Below are 15831 nucleotides of genomic sequence, written 5' to 3' on the forward strand. Positions count from 1 at the left end.
AGCGAGGTCATGGGCCGATCGTGGCGGCAGTACGGCTGCCTGGACAACTCCTTTTCCGACGGTGGCATCCGCACGTGAGGGCCCGGGTGCTGGTCATGCGCCCCCACCACCGGTCGTCTCCCGGCGTCTGGGCGGGCGTCCACGGCGCCGACGGTCGGCTTCCAGGTGCCGTCGCCGTTGTCGGCGTGCTCGGGCTTGAACACGGGACGCGGATCCCGCGTGGTGACGTCCGTACCGCGCGCGATGCCCGTGCCGTTCGCTCCCAGCAGGTGGGGCGCATGGCGTCGAGGATCCGGTCGCGTGCCCGCGGCGGCCTCGCCGTCCGGTGGCCGGACGCCGGTCAGGTGCCCGAGACGGCCAGCTGGTCCGCCAGCCGGTGGGCCTGGGCGAGCAGGGCGCCGTAGGTGGCGACCTCGTCGGGGTCGTCGCTCGTGGCCCGGACCAGTTCCCCGCGCAGACCGTCCAGCGTCTGGCGCAACCGTGCCAGGGCCGCGCGCAGCTCGTCGTCGCACTCGTCGTGTTCGTCGTGTTCGTCGTGCTCGTGGCCGAACCGGCTGTGGCTGTAGAGCCGCAGTGCGTGTGCCGTGCGGCGCAGGAACTCGGCGTAGCGGCGGGCGAGTTCGGGGTGTGGCCGGGGTGCCGCGCGGCCCTCGGTGGCCGCCTCCAGCACCGTGCGGGTGACGCCCGTCGTGTGTACGGCGGCGTAGTCGAGCACCAGGACCGCGTCGTCGTAACCCTTTCCGGGCCGTGGCTCCGGGCCGGCGCGCCGGCGGCGCAGATTGCCGCGCAGGCTCTCCCGGCTCCACTCGACCGAGGAGCGGGCCTGCGCCACGAGCCGGTGCAGCCGCAGGGCCCGTTCGTGCCGGGCGCCGGCTTGCTCGGCGTCCCAGCGTCCCTCGGCCAGCCCCTCGGCGACCGCGCGCAGGATGCCGTGGGTCTCCTCGGTCGCGTCCTTCAGTACGGCCCGGCTGTCCCGCAGGTACAGCGGCGGGCGCACCAGCGCGTTGACGGCGATGCCGACCACGGCGCCGAACAGGGCCTCGCCGAGCCGGGCCGCGGAGGTGGTGACGGCGACGGGCCCGCCGGTCAGGACGAAGAGGGCGCCGGTGGCCGCGTAGATGCCCTGGCTGCCCAGGCGCCGCCACTGACCGAGCAGCATCGCGAGGGGGAGGACGACGGCCATCGCGGCCATCGTGGCGTGCAGGGGCAGCGCCACCGCGGTGGCCACGACCGTGCCGGCCGCGATCGCCGCGAGCTGCTGCAGCCCGTGCGCGAGGGACCGGTACACGGTCGACTCCACCAGGACCACCGCCACCCATGGCGCGACGAACGCCACCGGAGCGTGCAGCCACCAGCCGGCCACCGCCCAGGCGAGCCACGCGGCGAGGGCCGCCTTCACCGCCTGGGCGGCCAGATCGCGCTCCCGGCACGGCCCGGCCCAGGCCCGTGCCGCACCGTGCCCCGCGGCCGTCACCTCGCGCCGCAGCGCCTGCCACGTCACCCGCATGCGCCGCACCGTGCCCCGGCCGGCATCCCGGACACGGCCACGCTCCGTCCACCCGCATCGCATACCGCCCGGGTGACCAGCGGCCCAGCCCCTACGCGCCTCGTCTCCTCGTCACACGCGGGCCGGGGAGCGCGCTCAGGCCCGAAACACCCCTGCCCGCAGGTCAGCCCAGGCTGGGCGGTGTCCAGTCGGCGTGCCGGAGTATCGCCCGTGTCGCCAGACGCGACGGGGTGATCCGCAGTGCGGTGTCGCGCAGGGCCACGGCCGCCGGACGGGACAGCCGCTGGCCCATCCGGCCCGCCTGCCGGGCCGCACGGGCGACCGCCTGTGCGCGCGGGCGGCGCTCGGCGTCGTAGCGGGCCAGCGCCGAGGTGACCGAGGGCTGTGCGGCCAGCGCGGCGGCCAGCGTGACCGCGTCCTCCAGGGCCTGGCAGGCACCCTGGCCGAGATTCGGTGTCATGGCGTGCGCCGCGTCGCCGAGGAGCGCCACCCGGCCCGCGACGAACGACCGCAAGGGCGTGACCAGTTCGTGGATGTCGTGGTGGAGCACGGCCTCCGGTCGGGTCGCGTCCAGGAGCGCGGGGATCGGATCGTGCCAGCCGGCGAAGCGGCGGCGCAGCATGCCGAGGGGGTCGGCGTGGCGGACACCGGGCGGCGCCGTGAGCACCGCGTGCCACTCGGCCCGGCCGTCGGAGAAGGCGATGTGCCCGAACTCGGCACCCTCGCCCCAGGTCAGTTCGAAGTCGGTGCGCAGGGCCGGCGGCGCCGAGGTCACGGCCCGCAGGACCGTCGAGCCGGCGTACACCGGGCCGGGGTGGTCGGGGAAGAGCATTCCACGCAGCCGGCTGCCCACTCCGTCGGCCGCGACGACCAGGTCGGCGTCCAGCGTCCCGGCCCCGGCCGGCACGCCCACCCGGTCGGGGGCCGAGAGGTCCAGTGCGGGCACGGTGACGCCGATGAGCAGGCTCTCGGCCGGCAGGGCCTCGCGCAGCAGGCGGTGCAGCACCGCGCGCCGGATGCCGACGATCGGCGTGCCCAGGGCGCGTTCGAGGGCGGCGCCGTCCATCCGCGCCAGCCACCGGCCCGCGGGGGTGCGGGTGCCGCCGGTGTACTGCGGGCGCGCCGCCGCGCGTACGGCCGCGCCCACGCCGAGGGCGTCGAGGGCGCGCAGGCCGTTGGCGTGGAGCGAGATGCCCGCCCCGGCGTCGTCCAGGGTCCCGGCGCGCTCCACGACCCGTACGTCCCAGCCGATCCGGCGCAGGCCGATCGCCGCCGCCAGCCCGCCGATGCCGCCCCCGACCACCACCGCCGTACCGCCCATGCCGGACCCCCTTCGACCTCGGTCAACGCCGGTACTTCTACAGATGTAGAAACCGCTGGCGAAGACCTTACAGCGGAGTTCTACGGCTGTAGAAGCGGGGGTGTAGAAAGTGAGGGTGTCCACAGACCGACGTACTCTCCTCGCCGACGCGGCCATCGCCGTCCTCGCCGACGCCGGCATGCGGGGGCTGACCCATCGCGCGGTGGACCGGGCGGCGCAGGTGCCGCCCGGCACCACGTCCGCCTACTACCGCACCCGCCAGGCCCTGCTCACCGCCCTGGTACGGCGCCTGGTGGCGCTCGACCAGGCCGAACTGCAGGAGATCGGGGCGAGGACGCCGCCGCTGCGGACCGCCGCCGAGGTGGTGGCGGGACTCACCGGGTTCACGGCGGCGAGGCTCACCGGGGACGGGCGCAGGCGCTCCCTGGCGCGCTACGCGTGCGCCGTCGAGAGCGCGCGCCACCCCGAACTGCGGGAGATCCTGGTGCCACGCGAGAACCTGGCCCGGCAGGCGCTGTGCGACTTCCTCGCCGCACAGGGCGTGGCCGACCCGGAGGAACGCACGGTGACGCTGCTGACCTGCGTGGACGGCCTGGTGTTCGACCGCCTGGTGAACGGCGGGAGCGTAGCGGCGGAGGAGATCCGCGGCCTGGTGACGGCGGCCCTGCGCTGAGCCGTACGGGCGGCGGGGTCGAAGGTGGCACGCCGGCGGGGCGGTCTCCGGCGGCAGCGGTACGACGACCATGGCGGCGCCGCCTCATGCGCCGGGACCACCGGCCGCGTCCCTTCGCCCGCCCGGAGACACGGCAGCCGAGGCCGGCCGGAGGCGCCCGTCACGGCGGCGGCACCGCACGCAGTGCGCGCAGCACCGCCCAGACCACCGACACCAGGGGCACGGCCACCACGGCGCCGATCACCCCGGCGATGATGCTGCCGGCGATCACCGAGACCGCGACGACCAGCGGATGCAGCCGTACCGCCCAGCTCATCACCAGGGGATGCAGCACATGGCCCTCCAGCTGGCCGATCACGACGATCAGCGCCAGCACGGCCACCGCGGTCAGCGGCCCCCGCCCGGCCAGCGCGACGATCGTGGCGACACCGAGCGCGACCGGCGAGCCCACCAGCGGCACGAACGCGGCGAAGAACTCCAGCAGGGTCAGCGGCAGCGCGAGCGGCACCCGCAGCACGAGCAGCGCGATACCGACGAGCACGGCGTTGGTCGCGGCCACGATGATGATGCCGCGGGTGTACCCGGCGAAGGCCCGCCAGGCGGCCCACCCCGCCCGGTCCCACGCCGGACGGGCGCCGACCGGCAGCAACTGGTCGCGGATCCAGCGCCACAGGCGTTCGCCGGAGTGGATGAAGAACACCGAGGCGAACAGCGCGAGCGCGCCCCCGGTGACGAACTCGACCACTTGGCCCAACCCGCTGACGGCACGGCTGAGCAGGCTGGAGCGGTGCGCGGACAGGTAGTGCGTCACCTGTCCCTCCAGCTGGGACAGCCGGCCGGGACTCAGCCGGAACGGCGGCCGCTGGAGCCACTGCTCGATGCGGTGCACCCCGCCCCGGAACTCACCCGCCAGTCTGGCCGACTCGCCCGCCACGGCGTTGCCCACCAGGGCGAGCAGGGCCAGCAGGAGCAGGATGCTGCCCACCAGCGCCACGGCGACGGACAGCGGCCGGGGCAGGAACCGGTTGAGCAGGTCCGCCGGCGGGCGCAGGACGGTGGTGACGACCAGCGCGAGGAACAGGGCCACGGCGATGAGCTGGAAGCTGCCGAGGATGCTGAAGACGCCGTAGACGACGACCCCGACGAGGATGAGCCGCCAGGCATAGGCCGCCCCGACCCGCAGCCACGGCACCGTCCGCTCGGCCGCCGGCACCGGCTCGGTGCGCGGGACGGCCGGGAGCCGCACGGTGTACGCCGGCCGGCTGCCCAGCACCCGGCCCCTGCGGCGCCGGCCGCCCGCCCCGGCCGCCCGCCGACGCCCATCGCCCACCACCGTTCCCGGCTCCTCTCCGCCACCCTGATGACGGTCGGTCACATGTAAGGAACCGTAAGCGCGCGTGACGGGCGGGGCGCGCTCAGCGCGTCCGTGCGCGGTTTCCTGCAGGCGGGCACGTTTCACCGCCGGAGCGCCGTCGCCCTATGCGTCCCCTGCGCCCGCTGCGTCACCGAGGAACGTGACGGTCTCCGCGAGCGGTGCCCGGTCGATGCGGGCGAACGGCGCGGACGGATCCGCGAAGCCGATCGACACACCCGCGAAAAGGATCAGTTCCTCCGGAGGCGAGACCACCTCCGCGACCGACCGGTGGTACACCGACCACGCCATCTGCGCACAGCTGTGCAGCCCCTCGGCACGCAGCAGCAGCATCACCGTCTGCAGGTACATTCCGAGGTCCGCCCACTGCGCCGCGCCCATGGCGCGGTCGATGTAGCACAGCAGCAGACACGGGGCTCCGAAACAGCGCCAGTTCGCGGCGACGGCCGCCCGGCGGGCCTCCGCGTCTTCGCGCCGAATCCCGAGTGCCCCGAAACGCTGGGCGGCCGCCGCGGACCGCCGCTCCCGGTACGGGGACCTCGGCTCGGGTGGATACATCCGGTACTGCCGCTCGTCCCCGGGATCACCGGCCGCGGCACGCTCTCCGGTGCGCTTCTTCAGCTCGGCCAGCGGGGCACCGGTGAGCACGCAGACCTGCCACGGCTGGAGGTTGCCGCCCGACGGTGAGCGCGCGGCGGCGGCCAGCACCCGCTCCAGCACCGCACGCGGGACCGGCTCCTCCGTGAAGGCCCGCACCGCCCGCCGGCTCGCCACCGCCTCGTACACATCCACCCGCATGACCTCCAGACCCGCTCCGCGCTTCCGCCGCACTGACGAAAGCCGGCCGACGGATGTGACCCGAGCCGTCCCACAAGGGGCGCGGGGAACTGCGCGACCAGCCGCAACGGGCCCGCGGTCGGCAACACGCCTCACCAGGCAGACGAATAGCCACTGGGCCCCCGGGGTGTCGTCAGAAGGAGCTCACAGGACCTTCACAACCGCCGCGGGTCGTCCGGCCGGGGCGGGGCACCCGGGGTGTGTCGTCGGCAGAGGGGATCTCCAGTGATCACTATCGCCGTACTGCTGCTCCCCGTCCTCGCCGTCCTGCTCTTCGGCCTGGACCAGGTCGAGGACCGGTGGATCCTGCATCCGACGGCCCGCCACACCAAGCCGCACCGGCATCGTCGTATGCGGCCGGGCCGGCGCTGAGCCGCCGCCGACAGGCTCCCACTGGGCTCCGCCGGCAGGCTCCCAGCCTGGCCTCACCGGTCCGTCGTCGTGTCCTTGCCCGGATCGGCCCACCGCCGGTAGCGGATGATCGCCTTGCCGAGTTCGACCCGCTCCGGTTCGGGGAGGGTGCCGCCCTGGGCGTAGTCCAGGATGTGCTCGGCGACCGTCCGCAGCTTGGTGTTGGTGCGCTGGGAGACGTCCCGCAACGCCCGCCAGGCCTCCTCCGGGGCGATCTGACCGAGGACGACCACGGCCCCGATGGCCTGGTCGATCACCGCGTGCGAGGACACGGCCTGCCGCAACTGCTCGTTCTCGGTCACCAGCCGGTCGTACTCCGCGGCGAGCTCGGTCGAGGAGAGCAGGACCAGCGGCTGCTGCCGGGAGAGGGCGAAGAATGCCATGGAGCACCTTTGCGGGGTGGGGGGCGTCACTACCACGCCTGCCCTCGATGGGCGCTTGCACACCAATTGAACCAGCGACGGAGGGCACCGTCGCGCCGTGCGGGCCGTGCCGCAGGGCGTGAACATCCGTGCGCCGGCCCGGGGTCGGTCCCTCCGCTCGCGCGCCGGATCACGGTCCGTCCGGGGGCCGTCCGGTGACCGGTCAGTGTCCCCGGGCGGTACGGCCGGTGCGCTCCGTCGCCCGGCCCACCGGCAGCAGGTCACGGATGTCCGCGGGCAGGGCGTCGGCCATCCGCTCGGTGAGCTCCGGGGCCAGCGCGGCGTCGAGCACCTCCATCACGGCGGCGGCCTCCCGCAGGGCCATGTCCTCGTCGGTGCCCGCCCGGTCGGCGATGCGCCCGGCGAAGACGGTCAGTCCGAACCGCTCGGCCGACACGCCGGAGTCGGCCCCGGCCGAGGCGTCGGCCGCCTCCCGCATAGCCGCCGCCATGTCCGGTGGCAACTGCGCGGCCACATGCCGGGCGAGCCCGGACGGCAGCCGCTCCGACAGCGTGCTCACGACGGCGTGCGCGGCTCGTTCGGCCGAACCCCGGTCCGGCAGTTGGGCCAGCGCCTGCACCTTTCCGATCATCTCGTCGTGCCGCATGAGGCCGGTTCCTTCCGCGCGAGGTCCTGAAGGTGCGCTGCCCCCCGTCGGGGCCGGGCAGCGGCCGGGCCCGGCCTGCGGCGCTGTCACCGGGGTCGGCCGGGCCTTCCGCGGCCCCGGCCGAGTACCCCGGTCGCCGCCGCGGGTACCGGCCAGGGGCGTCGCGGTCCCGTCGCGGGGTAGGCGTGGCGGCGGACCGTGGAACGACGCCGGACACCGGCGGAGCCGAAGGCGAGGTGCGCATGGCGGGAACGGGGCTGGCGGCGCCGTTGTGGGACGTCCACAACGGCCAGGGGCCACGGCAGCTGGCCGAGCTGGCGCTGGCGCTGCTGCTGTCCAGCCTGATCGGCTGGGAGCGGGCGGCGCAGCAGAAGAGCGCGGGACTGCGCACGCACACGCTGGTCGGTGTCGCCAGCGCGCTGATGATGGAGGTGTCCCAGCACGGGTTCACCGCGGTGCTCGGGCTGGAGAACGTCTCCTTCGACCCCTCCCGCGTCGCGGCACAGATCGTCTCCGGCATCGGCTTCATCGGCGGCGGCCTGATCTTCGTACGCAGAGACGCCGTCCGGGGTCTGACCACGGCCGCCACCATCTGGCTGACCTGCGCGGTCGGCATGGCCTGCGGCGGGGGGCTGCCCGTCCTCGCGCTGGCCGTGACCGCCCTGCACTTCCTGGTCGTACGCGGCTATCCGCGCTTCACCTCCCGGCTGATCCGCGGCACCGCCGCCGCCGCGTTCGAGGCACGCCTGACCTACCGCACGGGGTCGGCACTGCTGCCCCGGCTGATGGAGACCTGTACCCGGCGCGGCTTCCGGATCGTGCAGGTCAGGGTCGAACGGCTGCCCGGCCGCACGGACGACGCGGCCCGCGTGCTGCTGGAACTGGAGGGCGCCGCGGATCCGACGGGGCTGGCGTCGGAACTGTTCCAGGACGCGGGCGTGCTCGACGTGGAGGTGAGCGCCGCCGCGGACGACGAATAGCGCGGACGGCGCAGCGGCGGTACGGCCGTCCGCTCAGCTCTCGGCCGTCTGCTGGGTCCACGTCCAGGCGTACTGCAGCCAGTCCGCGACCGTCAGCGCGGCGAGGCCCCCGCAGACCAGGCGGGTGAGCCGGGGTGCGGCCGCGTAGGAGCAGACCAAGGCGCCGGCGGTCCAGGCGGAGGTGCAGAACGGGCAGGACAGCAGGTCGCCGACGGCACGCCGGAGTCCGTCGCCCCGGGGTTCGTCGATGACCTCGCCGGCCTCGCCCTCGTCCGCACGGCGGGTGAACGGCGCCCGAAGGAAGCTCGTGATCCGGTCGCGGGTCAGCAGCCTGGACGCCTTGTACGCCGCCGTGCCCAGCAGTACGACGTCCCACGGCGGCACCTCTTGCGGCAGCTGGACACCCCGGCGCCGGGCCAGCACCGCGTACCCCCCGGCGCCCCCTGCGAAGACGGAGGCGAGGGCGGCATACCCGGCGAGAGGGACGTCGCCCTGGTCGTCGTACTGCCCCGAGCCCGTCGTCATGCCTGACCTCCGGTGCGTGTCCTGCCGTGGCCCGCAACGAGTTCCCCGGCGGGAAGGAGTGACACGGCGCGGCGGCCGGGCGGCGAGGCGTGCCGACGTGGGCGATGCCACATATGACCTGGTTCGCACTCTCTCCCGGGCGCCCCCGGTGCCGGGCTACCGTTGCGTCGAGCCCCTGTTCCCCTCGTATCCCGGACGGCCCGGCTGTGCTCACTGATCTGTCCCCCCTCATCGCGGCGACGACGCGCTGGCTGACGGTCGCCTACCCGCCGAGCGGCGGCGCGCTGGCCTCCGCGCTGTGCGAGGCGCAGGCCCGGCAGGCGGTGACCGTCGCCGCGTGGCTGCGCTACCCGACCGAGATCGACGCGGCGCTGGTCACGATGGCCGGCCCCGGCGGCGCCGCCCGGCTGGACTGGATCACGGGCGCCGAGCGCGCCGGCGAGGACGTCGCGGACGACGACTGGGCCTGGCGGACCTGGGTGGACGAGGTCGTGGCCAGCTGGGCGGCCGGACTGCTCACCGATCCCGAGCTGGCCGGCCTGGCCGTGGCCGCGGTCGCCGAGGGCGAGCACGGCCCCGGGCCGATGGCCGAGTTCCGGCGCCTGCTCGCCCCGGACGACGCCGACCGGGGTGCCGCCGCCCTGCTGCGCCACCCCGACCTCCTCGCCTCCGTCGCCGAGCTCCACCTCGACCAGCTCCTGGACCGGCTCGGACCGGGCCGTACGCTCGCGGCCTGAGCGCGCGACCCGCCGGACCGGCCCGGTGTCGTACGCCCTCGCCGGGGTACTGCGGAGCTGATCCGTGGTCGTGCGCCGACGGCGGACGATCCCGAGCGACGGCAGGCAGGAGAAGGCGATGCGCGCGCAAGGCGACGAGACACCGGCGGCCGGCGGGGCCGGGGACGCGGCGGCCCGGCCGGCCCAGGACACCGGCGAACTGGCCCGCAAGGAGATCGGCGCCGTCCGGGACGAGATCATGACCGCGCTGAAGCGGCTCGGCGCGGGCGGGTTGCTGCTCGCCGGGGCCGGCACCTGCGGTGTCCTCGCCCTCGCGGCCGCGCACACGACGCTGCTGCGCTCCCTCGGCCCGGTCCTCCCGGAGTCCACGGCCTCGGCCGTACGGAGCGGCGCTTACGGTGCCGGGGCCCTGGGCCTCACGATGGCGGCCCGGGGCCGGACACGCGCCGCGGCCCGGGCCGCCGTATGACGGGCCGGCGGCAGCCGGTGGGCCGGTGCCGCCCGGCGTGAACGAAGGCTTGGCCATGACCTTCAAGAATCCCGTGCACCGCGGCGGGGCGGGCCGCGGCCGGTTCGAGCAGTTCGCGGAGTACGCCTCCAACTTCACCAGTTCCCCGGTGTTCTTCCTCTTCTGCCTGCTCCTCGTCGGCTTCTTCGTCGCCGCGCACGTCGCGCACCTGCGGCTCGAACTGCTCCTGCTGGCGGGCGAGTCGATGACCGCGGTCACCCTGCTGCTGCTCGCCCTGCTGAAGAACGCCGAGATGAGGGCCGAGCACGCGATCCAGCGCAAGCTGGACGCGATCGCGGGTGCCCTGCTGGAGGCCCACGCCGACGAACGGAGCCAGGCCTTCGAGGAACTGCGCAATGCGATCCGGATGGAGGAAGAGACCTGACGGAGGCGGACAAAACGGCGCGGCGGTTCTTCACGGCGCGCCGCTCAGGGTCGACCATGCGATGTCATGGACATTTTGCTCCTCGCCAGCGCGTTCAACAGCCTCACGCAGCGCGTGTACGCCGAACTGTCGGATCTCGGGCACCAGGTGGACGTCGTACTCGCCTCGCACGGCGAAGACCCCGTCCGGGCCGCCCTGCGCGAACTGCGGCCGGATCTGGTGATCGCGCCGATGCTGAAGTCCGCCATCCCGGAGGACGTGTGGCGGGACCACACGTGCCTGATCGTCCATCCGGGTCCGCCCGGTGACCGCGGCCCGTCCTCGCTCGACTGGGCCATCGCCGAGGGCGCGCGGGAATGGGGCGTGACCGTCCTGCAGGCCGAGGCGGCGATGGACGCGGGCCCGATCTGGGCGGCGGAGCCGTTCCCCGTACCGACCGTCGGCAAGAGCGACCTGTACCGCAACGAGGCCTCCGACGCCGCCGTCACCGCCGTCCTCACCGCCGTACGGCGCTACGCCGAAGGCGCCTACAAACCCCGGCCGCAGACCGACGACTCGGTCGGCGTGGTCTGGCGTGACGCCTTCCGGCAGCAGCGGCGGCGCATCGACTGGGAGCGGGACGACACCGCAACGGTGCTGCGCAGACTCCGCGGCGCCGACTCGCAGCCGGGTGTCCTGGACGAGCTCCTCGGCCGGGAGGTGTTCCTGCACGGCGGGCACCCCGAGGACCGGCTGCGCGGCCGCCCCGGCGCCCTCCTCGCGCAGCGCGCGGGCGCCGTCTGCCGGGCCACCCGCGACGGCGCCGTCTGGATCCCGGAACTGCGCCCCCGCAGGAACTCCGGCGACCCCGCGCCCTTCCGCCGCCCCGCCGCCTCCGTGCTGGCCGCCTGGGAGCCCTCCTTCGAACTCCCGGAAGCAGACGTCCCGTTGGAGCTGCCGTCCGGCCGGCGGACCTGGACCGACATCCGCTACCGGCAGCGCGGCGACATCGGCTTCCTGGGCTTCTCCTTCCCGGGCGGCGCGATGAGCACCGACCAGTGCCGGCGGCTGCTCGCCGCCTACCAGCACGCCCTCACCCGGCCCACCCGGGTCCTCGTGGTCGGCGGGCCCCGCGACTTCTTCTCCAACGGCATCCACCTGAACGTCATCGAGGCGGCCCCCGACCCGGCCCAGGAGTCGTGGATCAACCTGAACGCCATGGACGACCTGGTCGAGGCCGTACTGCGCACCACCGACCGGCTGGTCGTGGCCGCCCTCGCCGGCAACGCGGCGGCCGGCGGCGCCATGCTCGCCCTCGCCGCCGACGAGGTGTGGTGCCGCACCGGCGTCGTCCTCAACCCGCACTACCGGCGCATGGGCCTGTACGGCTCGGAGTTCTGGACCTGCACCCTGCCGCGCCGCGTCGGAGCGGACCACGCCCGGCGCCTCACCACCGAAGCCCTGCCCGTGAGCGCCGCGTCCGCCGAGCGGATGCGGCTCGTGGACCGGCTCGTGCCGGCCGCGCCCGGCGACTTCCCGGCCGAGGTCGAGCAGCTCGCGGCCGAACTCGCCGCCTCGCCCTTCCTGGACGCCCGGATCGCCGCCAAGGCAGCCCGCGCCGAGGACGAGCTCGAACGCCCCCTCGCCGCCTACCGCGAGGCCGAACTGGCCCGCATGCACGCCATCTTCTTCGACCCCGCGGCCCCCTATCACACCCTGCGCTCCGCCTTCGTCCGCAAGACACCCTCCGGCTCCCCCCGGCCCCTCGCCCCGCCCGCCGGAGACGTCCGGTGACGCCGCGCCTGCTGGTGGCCGGAGTCGGCAACATCTTCCTCGCCGACGACGCCTTCGGCCCCGAGGTGATCCGCGCCCTCGGCCCGCGCCCGCTGCCGCCCGAGGTGCGGGTCCACGACTACGGCATCCGCGGCATGGACCTCGCCTACGCCCTGCTCGACGGGTACGACACCGCCGTCCTGGTGGACGCGGCGCGACGCGGCCGGCCCCCCGGGACCCTCTCCCTGATCGAGGCCGAACCGCCCGACGGCGGTGTCGTACCCGAGGCCCACGGCATGGACCCGGTGAAGGTCCTCGCGCTGGCCGCGCACCTCGGCGAGGAGCCCCTGCCCCGGGTGCTCGTCCTGGCCTGCGAACCCGAACTGCTGCCCGGCGGTGACGAGGATCTCCAGCCGGGAATCAGCAGCACGGTCCGGGACGCCGTCGGCCGGGCCGTGGACGCGCTGCACACGCTGATCCCGGCCCTGCTCGCCGACCCCCGCGCACCCGCGCCCCCGTTGGGCCGCCCGGTGGAATCCGGGCCCCCGCGCCCGGCTGCGCTGCCCGGCGCGGCGGGCGGCTGAGCGGAAGATCGGTGAAGCCCGGGGCGCAGGGACGTGCCCCGGGCTCCACGCCGCATCCGAGGAGCAGCGCCCATGTGCCGGTCCGACGTCAAACAGGCCGTCCTGGCGAAGAACGACGGCCTGGCAGCGGAACTGCGCGCCGATCTCGCCCGGCAGGGCGTGAGCGTCGTCAATCTGCTGTCCAGCCCCGGCAGTGGCAAGACCGAACTCCTCGCCCGGGTCCTGGCCCGCGCGGTGGAGCGGGAGGTGCCGGTGGCCGCGCTGACCGCCGACCTGGCCACCGAGAACGACGCCGTACGGCTGGCCCGGTCCGGCGCCCCCGTCCAGCAGGTGCTCACCGACGGGCTGTGCCACCTGGAGGCCCGTCAGGTCCGCGCCCGGCTGGACGGCTGGCTGCCTGCGGACACCTCGGTGCTGTTCGTGGAGAACGTCGGCAACCTCGTCTGCCCGGCCGCCTACGACCTCGGCGAGAGCATGCGGATCGTGCTGATGGCGGTCACCGAGGGCGAGGACAAGCCGCTGAAGTACCCGACCGCGTTCGGCTCCGCCCATCTGGTCGTGATCACCAAGACGGACCTCGCCGAACCGGCCGGCTTCGACGAGAGCGCCTTCCGGGCCCACGTGCACCGGGTCAACCCGGGCGTGGAGATCGTACGGTCCTGCGCCCGCACCGGGGACGGCGTCGGCACCCTCCTGGACCGCGCCCTGGCCGCCCGGGACGGCACGCTCCACCGGCCACCGCTCGCGCCGCACCCGCACGGCCACCACCACCCCGCGCCCGCCCCCGCCGTATGACGGCCCCCGCGACCGGCCTGGTCCGGCGCCGCCTCACGGTGCGCGGCACCGTGCAGGGAGTCGGCTTCCGGCCGTACGTGCACCGCCTGGCCGCCGGGCTCGGCCTCGCCGGATTCGTCGGCAACACCGGCGACGGCGTGATCGTCGAGGTCGAGGGCCCCGCGGACGGGGTCGACCGCTTCTGCGCCGTGCTGGCCGAACAGCCGCCGCCCCTCGCCACCGTGACCGGCATCGCCGGCGAGGACCTGCCCGCCACCGGCGACAGAGGCCCCTTCACCATCCGCTCCACCGAACAGGCAGCCGGCCGCACCCAGCTGCCGCCCGACACCGCGACCTGCGCCGACTGCCTGCGCGAACTCGCCGATCCGGCCGACCGCCGGCACCGGCACCCGTTCATCACCTGCACCCACTGCGGCCCCCGCTTCACCATCGCCACCCGGATGCCCTACGACCGGGCGGCCACCACCATGGCCGGCTTCCCGATGTGCCCCTCCTGCGCCCGCGAGTACGGCGATCCCGCCGACCGGCGCTTCCACGCCCAGCCGGTCGCCTGCCCCGACTGCGGGCCACGGCTCACCCTGGTCCCGGCCCTCGGCGGCCTCCGCCCCGCCCGGGACGCAGGCGCCCTGGCCACGGCACGGGCGCTGCTGGCCGCCGGGCGGATCGTCGCCGTCAAGGGGGTCGGCGGCTACCACCTCGCCTGCGACGCCACCGACGAGCGGGCCGTGGCCGCCCTGCGCGACCGCAAGGAACGCGGCGGCAAGGCCTTCGCGGTGATGTGCGCCGACGTCGCCACCGCCGAGCGGATCGCGGACCTCTCCGCCGCCGAGCGGGCCGCGCTGACCAGCGCCCGGCGCCCCATCGTCCTGCTCCGCAGGCGCGCCGCACCGGACGGCCTCCGCCTGGCCGGGCAGGTCTGCCCGGGCAGCCCGCACGTGGGCGTGATGCTGCCCTACACCCCGGTGCACACGCTGCTGTTCGGCCTGCCCGGCGACCCGCCCGGTCCCCGGGCGCTGGTGATGACCAGCGGCAACCGCTCCGGCGAACCCATCGTCACCGACGACGCCGAGGCCCTGGACCGGCTCGCCGGACTGGCCGACGCCTGGCTCGCGCACGACCGGCCCATCGCCTCGCCCTGCGACGACTCCCTGCTGCGGGTCCGCCCGGACGGCACCGAACTGGTCCTGAGACGGTCGCGCGGCTACGTCCCCCGCGCGCTGCGGCTCCCGGTGCCCGTACCGCCCGTGCTCGCGGCCGGCGGCGACCTGAAGAACGTCCTGTGCCTGGGCGAGGGCGACCACGCGTGGTTCGGGCCGCACATCGGCGACATGGGCGAGCTGGCCACGCTGGAGGCGGCCGAGCGCGCCGAGCGGCACCTGACCCGGCTGACCGGCGTCAGCCCGGCCCTGGTCGCCGCCGACCGGCACCCCGGCTACCACTCGACCCGCCGGGCCCGCCACCGGGCCTCCGGGCTGCCCGACGGCTCCCCGCGGCTGGTCCAGCACCACCACGCCCACATCGCCTCCGCGATGGCCGAACACGGGCTGGACGGCACCACGCCGGTGATCGGAGTCGCGTTCGACGGCACCGGATACGGCGACGACGGCACCGTGTGGGGCGGCGAGATCCTGCTCGCCGACTACCGCGGCTACCGGCGCTTCGCCCACCTCAGCCCCGCCCCGCTGCCCGGCGGGGACGCCGGCGTGGCCAACCCCTGCCGGCTGGCGCTGGCCCGCCTGTGGGCGGCCGGGCTCGAATGGGACCCGGACCTGCCGAGCCTGCGGGCGTGCACCGAGGCCGAACTCGCCGTACTGCGGCAGCAGTTGGACCGGCAGGTGGCCTGCGTGCCGACGTCCAGCATGGGCCGGTTGTTCGACGCGGTGTCCTCGCTGGCCGGTGTGTGCCACCGCGCGGGGTACGAGGCGCAGGCCGCGATGGAGCTGGAGGCGGCGGCGACCGAGGCGAGGGACGCGGACGTGGTGGCGTACCCCTTCGGTCTCACCCGGCAGCGGGAGATCGACCCGGCGCCGATGCTGCGCGCACTCCTGGCGGACCGGCGTCGCGGCACCCCCGCACCGGTCCTCGCGGCCCGCTTCCACCGGGGTGTCGCACGGGCCGTCGCGGAGTGCTGCCACCGCGCCCGCGCCGCAACCGGTCTGGCCACGGTCGCGCTCACCGGGGGCGTCTTCGCCAACGGCCTGCTGGAGGAGGAGTGCACCGCGCTGCTGGCCGGAGACGGCTTCACGGTGCTCCGGCACGGCGAAGTACCCCCGAACGACGGAGGGCTGGCGCTGGGTCAGCTCATGGTCGCGGGAACAGCAACCCACCACGGGACAGCAACCCACCACGGGACAGCAACCCACCACGGGACAGCAACCCACCACGGGACAGCAACCCATCACGGGACGGAGTGAC

General features: G+C 75.0%; 17 protein-coding genes. 10 read left to right on the forward strand and 7 right to left on the reverse strand.

The genetic code is table 11. The annotated features are described in order from the left end of the window. Positions 1-340: 340 nt before the first annotated feature. On the reverse strand, positions 341-1507 hold the full coding sequence (locus ABB07_RS36340) for an aromatic acid exporter family protein (RefSeq protein WP_208902690.1): 1167 nt from the start codon (positions 1505-1507) through the stop codon (positions 341-343). A gap of 163 nt (positions 1508-1670) precedes the next feature. After that, positions 1671-2828 carry an FAD-dependent monooxygenase gene (locus ABB07_RS36345; RefSeq protein WP_208902691.1) on the reverse strand — a complete coding sequence of 386 codons (1158 nt, stop codon included), beginning with the start codon at positions 2826-2828 and terminating at the stop codon, positions 1671-1673. A gap of 115 nt (positions 2829-2943) precedes the next feature. On the opposite strand from ABB07_RS36345, the gene ABB07_RS36350 reads away from it, so the two are divergent. Further along, positions 2944-3501 carry a TetR/AcrR family transcriptional regulator gene (locus ABB07_RS36350; protein ID WP_208902692.1) on the forward strand — a complete coding sequence of 186 codons (558 nt, stop codon included), beginning with the start codon at positions 2944-2946 and terminating at the stop codon, positions 3499-3501. Between the two features lie 160 nt (positions 3502-3661). Here ABB07_RS36350 and ABB07_RS36355 read toward each other — a convergent pair whose 3' ends face one another. Beyond that, entirely contained in the window at positions 3662-4831 is a 1170-nt protein-coding gene (locus ABB07_RS36355) for an AI-2E family transporter (protein WP_425264787.1), read from the reverse strand. 147 nt (positions 4832-4978) lie between these two features. Further along, the gene (locus ABB07_RS36360) at positions 4979-5665 is read right to left on the reverse strand and encodes a nitroreductase (protein WP_208903772.1); all 687 of its coding nucleotides are present in this window, start codon (positions 5663-5665) and stop codon (positions 4979-4981) included. Between the two features lie 270 nt (positions 5666-5935). Between ABB07_RS36360 and ABB07_RS36365 the strand changes: the two genes are divergently transcribed. Next, entirely contained in the window at positions 5936-6082 is a 147-nt protein-coding gene (locus ABB07_RS36365) for a hypothetical protein (RefSeq protein WP_208902694.1), read from the forward strand. A 53-nt stretch (positions 6083-6135) separates the two neighbouring features. Here the strand turns inward: ABB07_RS36365 and ABB07_RS36370 are convergent, their stop codons facing one another. Together ABB07_RS36370 and ABB07_RS36375 are read right to left on the reverse strand one after the other, a co-directional pair. Next, positions 6136-6504, reverse strand: a complete 369-nt coding sequence (locus tag ABB07_RS36370) for an ANTAR domain-containing protein (protein WP_208902695.1) — start codon at positions 6502-6504, stop codon at positions 6136-6138. 202 nt (positions 6505-6706) lie between these two features. Further along, on the reverse strand, positions 6707-7150 hold the full coding sequence (locus tag ABB07_RS36375; protein ID WP_208902696.1) for a DUF2267 domain-containing protein: 444 nt from the start codon (positions 7148-7150) through the stop codon (positions 6707-6709). 242 nt (positions 7151-7392) lie between these two features. Between ABB07_RS36375 and ABB07_RS36380 the strand changes: the two genes are divergently transcribed. After that, entirely contained in the window at positions 7393-8130 is a 738-nt protein-coding gene (locus ABB07_RS36380) for an MgtC/SapB family protein (protein ID WP_208902697.1), read from the forward strand. Positions 8131-8163: 33 nt separating this feature from the next. Here ABB07_RS36380 and ABB07_RS36385 read toward each other — a convergent pair whose 3' ends face one another. After that, the gene (locus tag ABB07_RS36385) at positions 8164-8655 is read right to left on the reverse strand and encodes a DUF1360 domain-containing protein (protein WP_208902698.1); all 492 of its coding nucleotides are present in this window, start codon (positions 8653-8655) and stop codon (positions 8164-8166) included. 206 nt (positions 8656-8861) lie between these two features. On the opposite strand from ABB07_RS36385, the gene ABB07_RS36390 reads away from it, so the two are divergent. The 7 genes from ABB07_RS36390 (at position 8862) to hypF (ending at position 15830) form a co-directional block, all read left to right on the forward strand. Beyond that, positions 8862-9392, forward strand: coding sequence for a hypothetical protein (locus ABB07_RS36390; RefSeq protein ID WP_208902699.1), 531 nt, complete (start codon positions 8862-8864; stop codon positions 9390-9392). 118 nt (positions 9393-9510) lie between these two features. Then, a complete protein-coding gene (locus ABB07_RS36395; protein WP_208902700.1) occupies positions 9511-9861 on the forward strand; it encodes a phage holin family protein in 351 nt (116 codons plus the stop codon). Positions 9862-9916: 55 nt separating this feature from the next. Next, positions 9917-10285 (forward strand): hypothetical protein, encoded by a 369-nt coding sequence (locus ABB07_RS36400; RefSeq protein ID WP_208902701.1) that lies wholly within the window; start codon positions 9917-9919, stop codon positions 10283-10285. Positions 10286-10351: 66 nt separating this feature from the next. Further along, a complete protein-coding gene (locus ABB07_RS36405; RefSeq protein ID WP_208902702.1) occupies positions 10352-12058 on the forward strand; it encodes a hydrogenase maturation protein in 1707 nt (568 codons plus the stop codon). Further along, a complete protein-coding gene (locus tag ABB07_RS36410; protein WP_208902703.1) occupies positions 12055-12621 on the forward strand; it encodes a hydrogenase maturation protease in 567 nt (188 codons plus the stop codon). The genes ABB07_RS36405 and ABB07_RS36410 overlap by 4 nt, the downstream gene beginning before the upstream one ends. A 72-nt stretch (positions 12622-12693) precedes the next feature. Further along, positions 12694-13416, forward strand: a complete 723-nt coding sequence (gene hypB / locus ABB07_RS36415) for a hydrogenase nickel incorporation protein HypB (RefSeq protein WP_208902704.1) — start codon at positions 12694-12696, stop codon at positions 13414-13416. Then, positions 13413-15830 carry a carbamoyltransferase HypF gene (gene hypF, locus ABB07_RS36420; RefSeq protein ID WP_208902705.1) on the forward strand — a complete coding sequence of 806 codons (2418 nt, stop codon included), beginning with the start codon at positions 13413-13415 and terminating at the stop codon, positions 15828-15830. Before hypB ends, hypF begins: the two co-directional genes overlap by 4 nt. Position 15831: the final 1 nt, after the last annotated feature.

This window comes from Streptomyces incarnatus, from assembly GCF_001027185.1.
Classification (GTDB): domain Bacteria; phylum Actinomycetota; class Actinomycetes; order Streptomycetales; family Streptomycetaceae; genus Streptomyces; species Streptomyces puniciscabiei.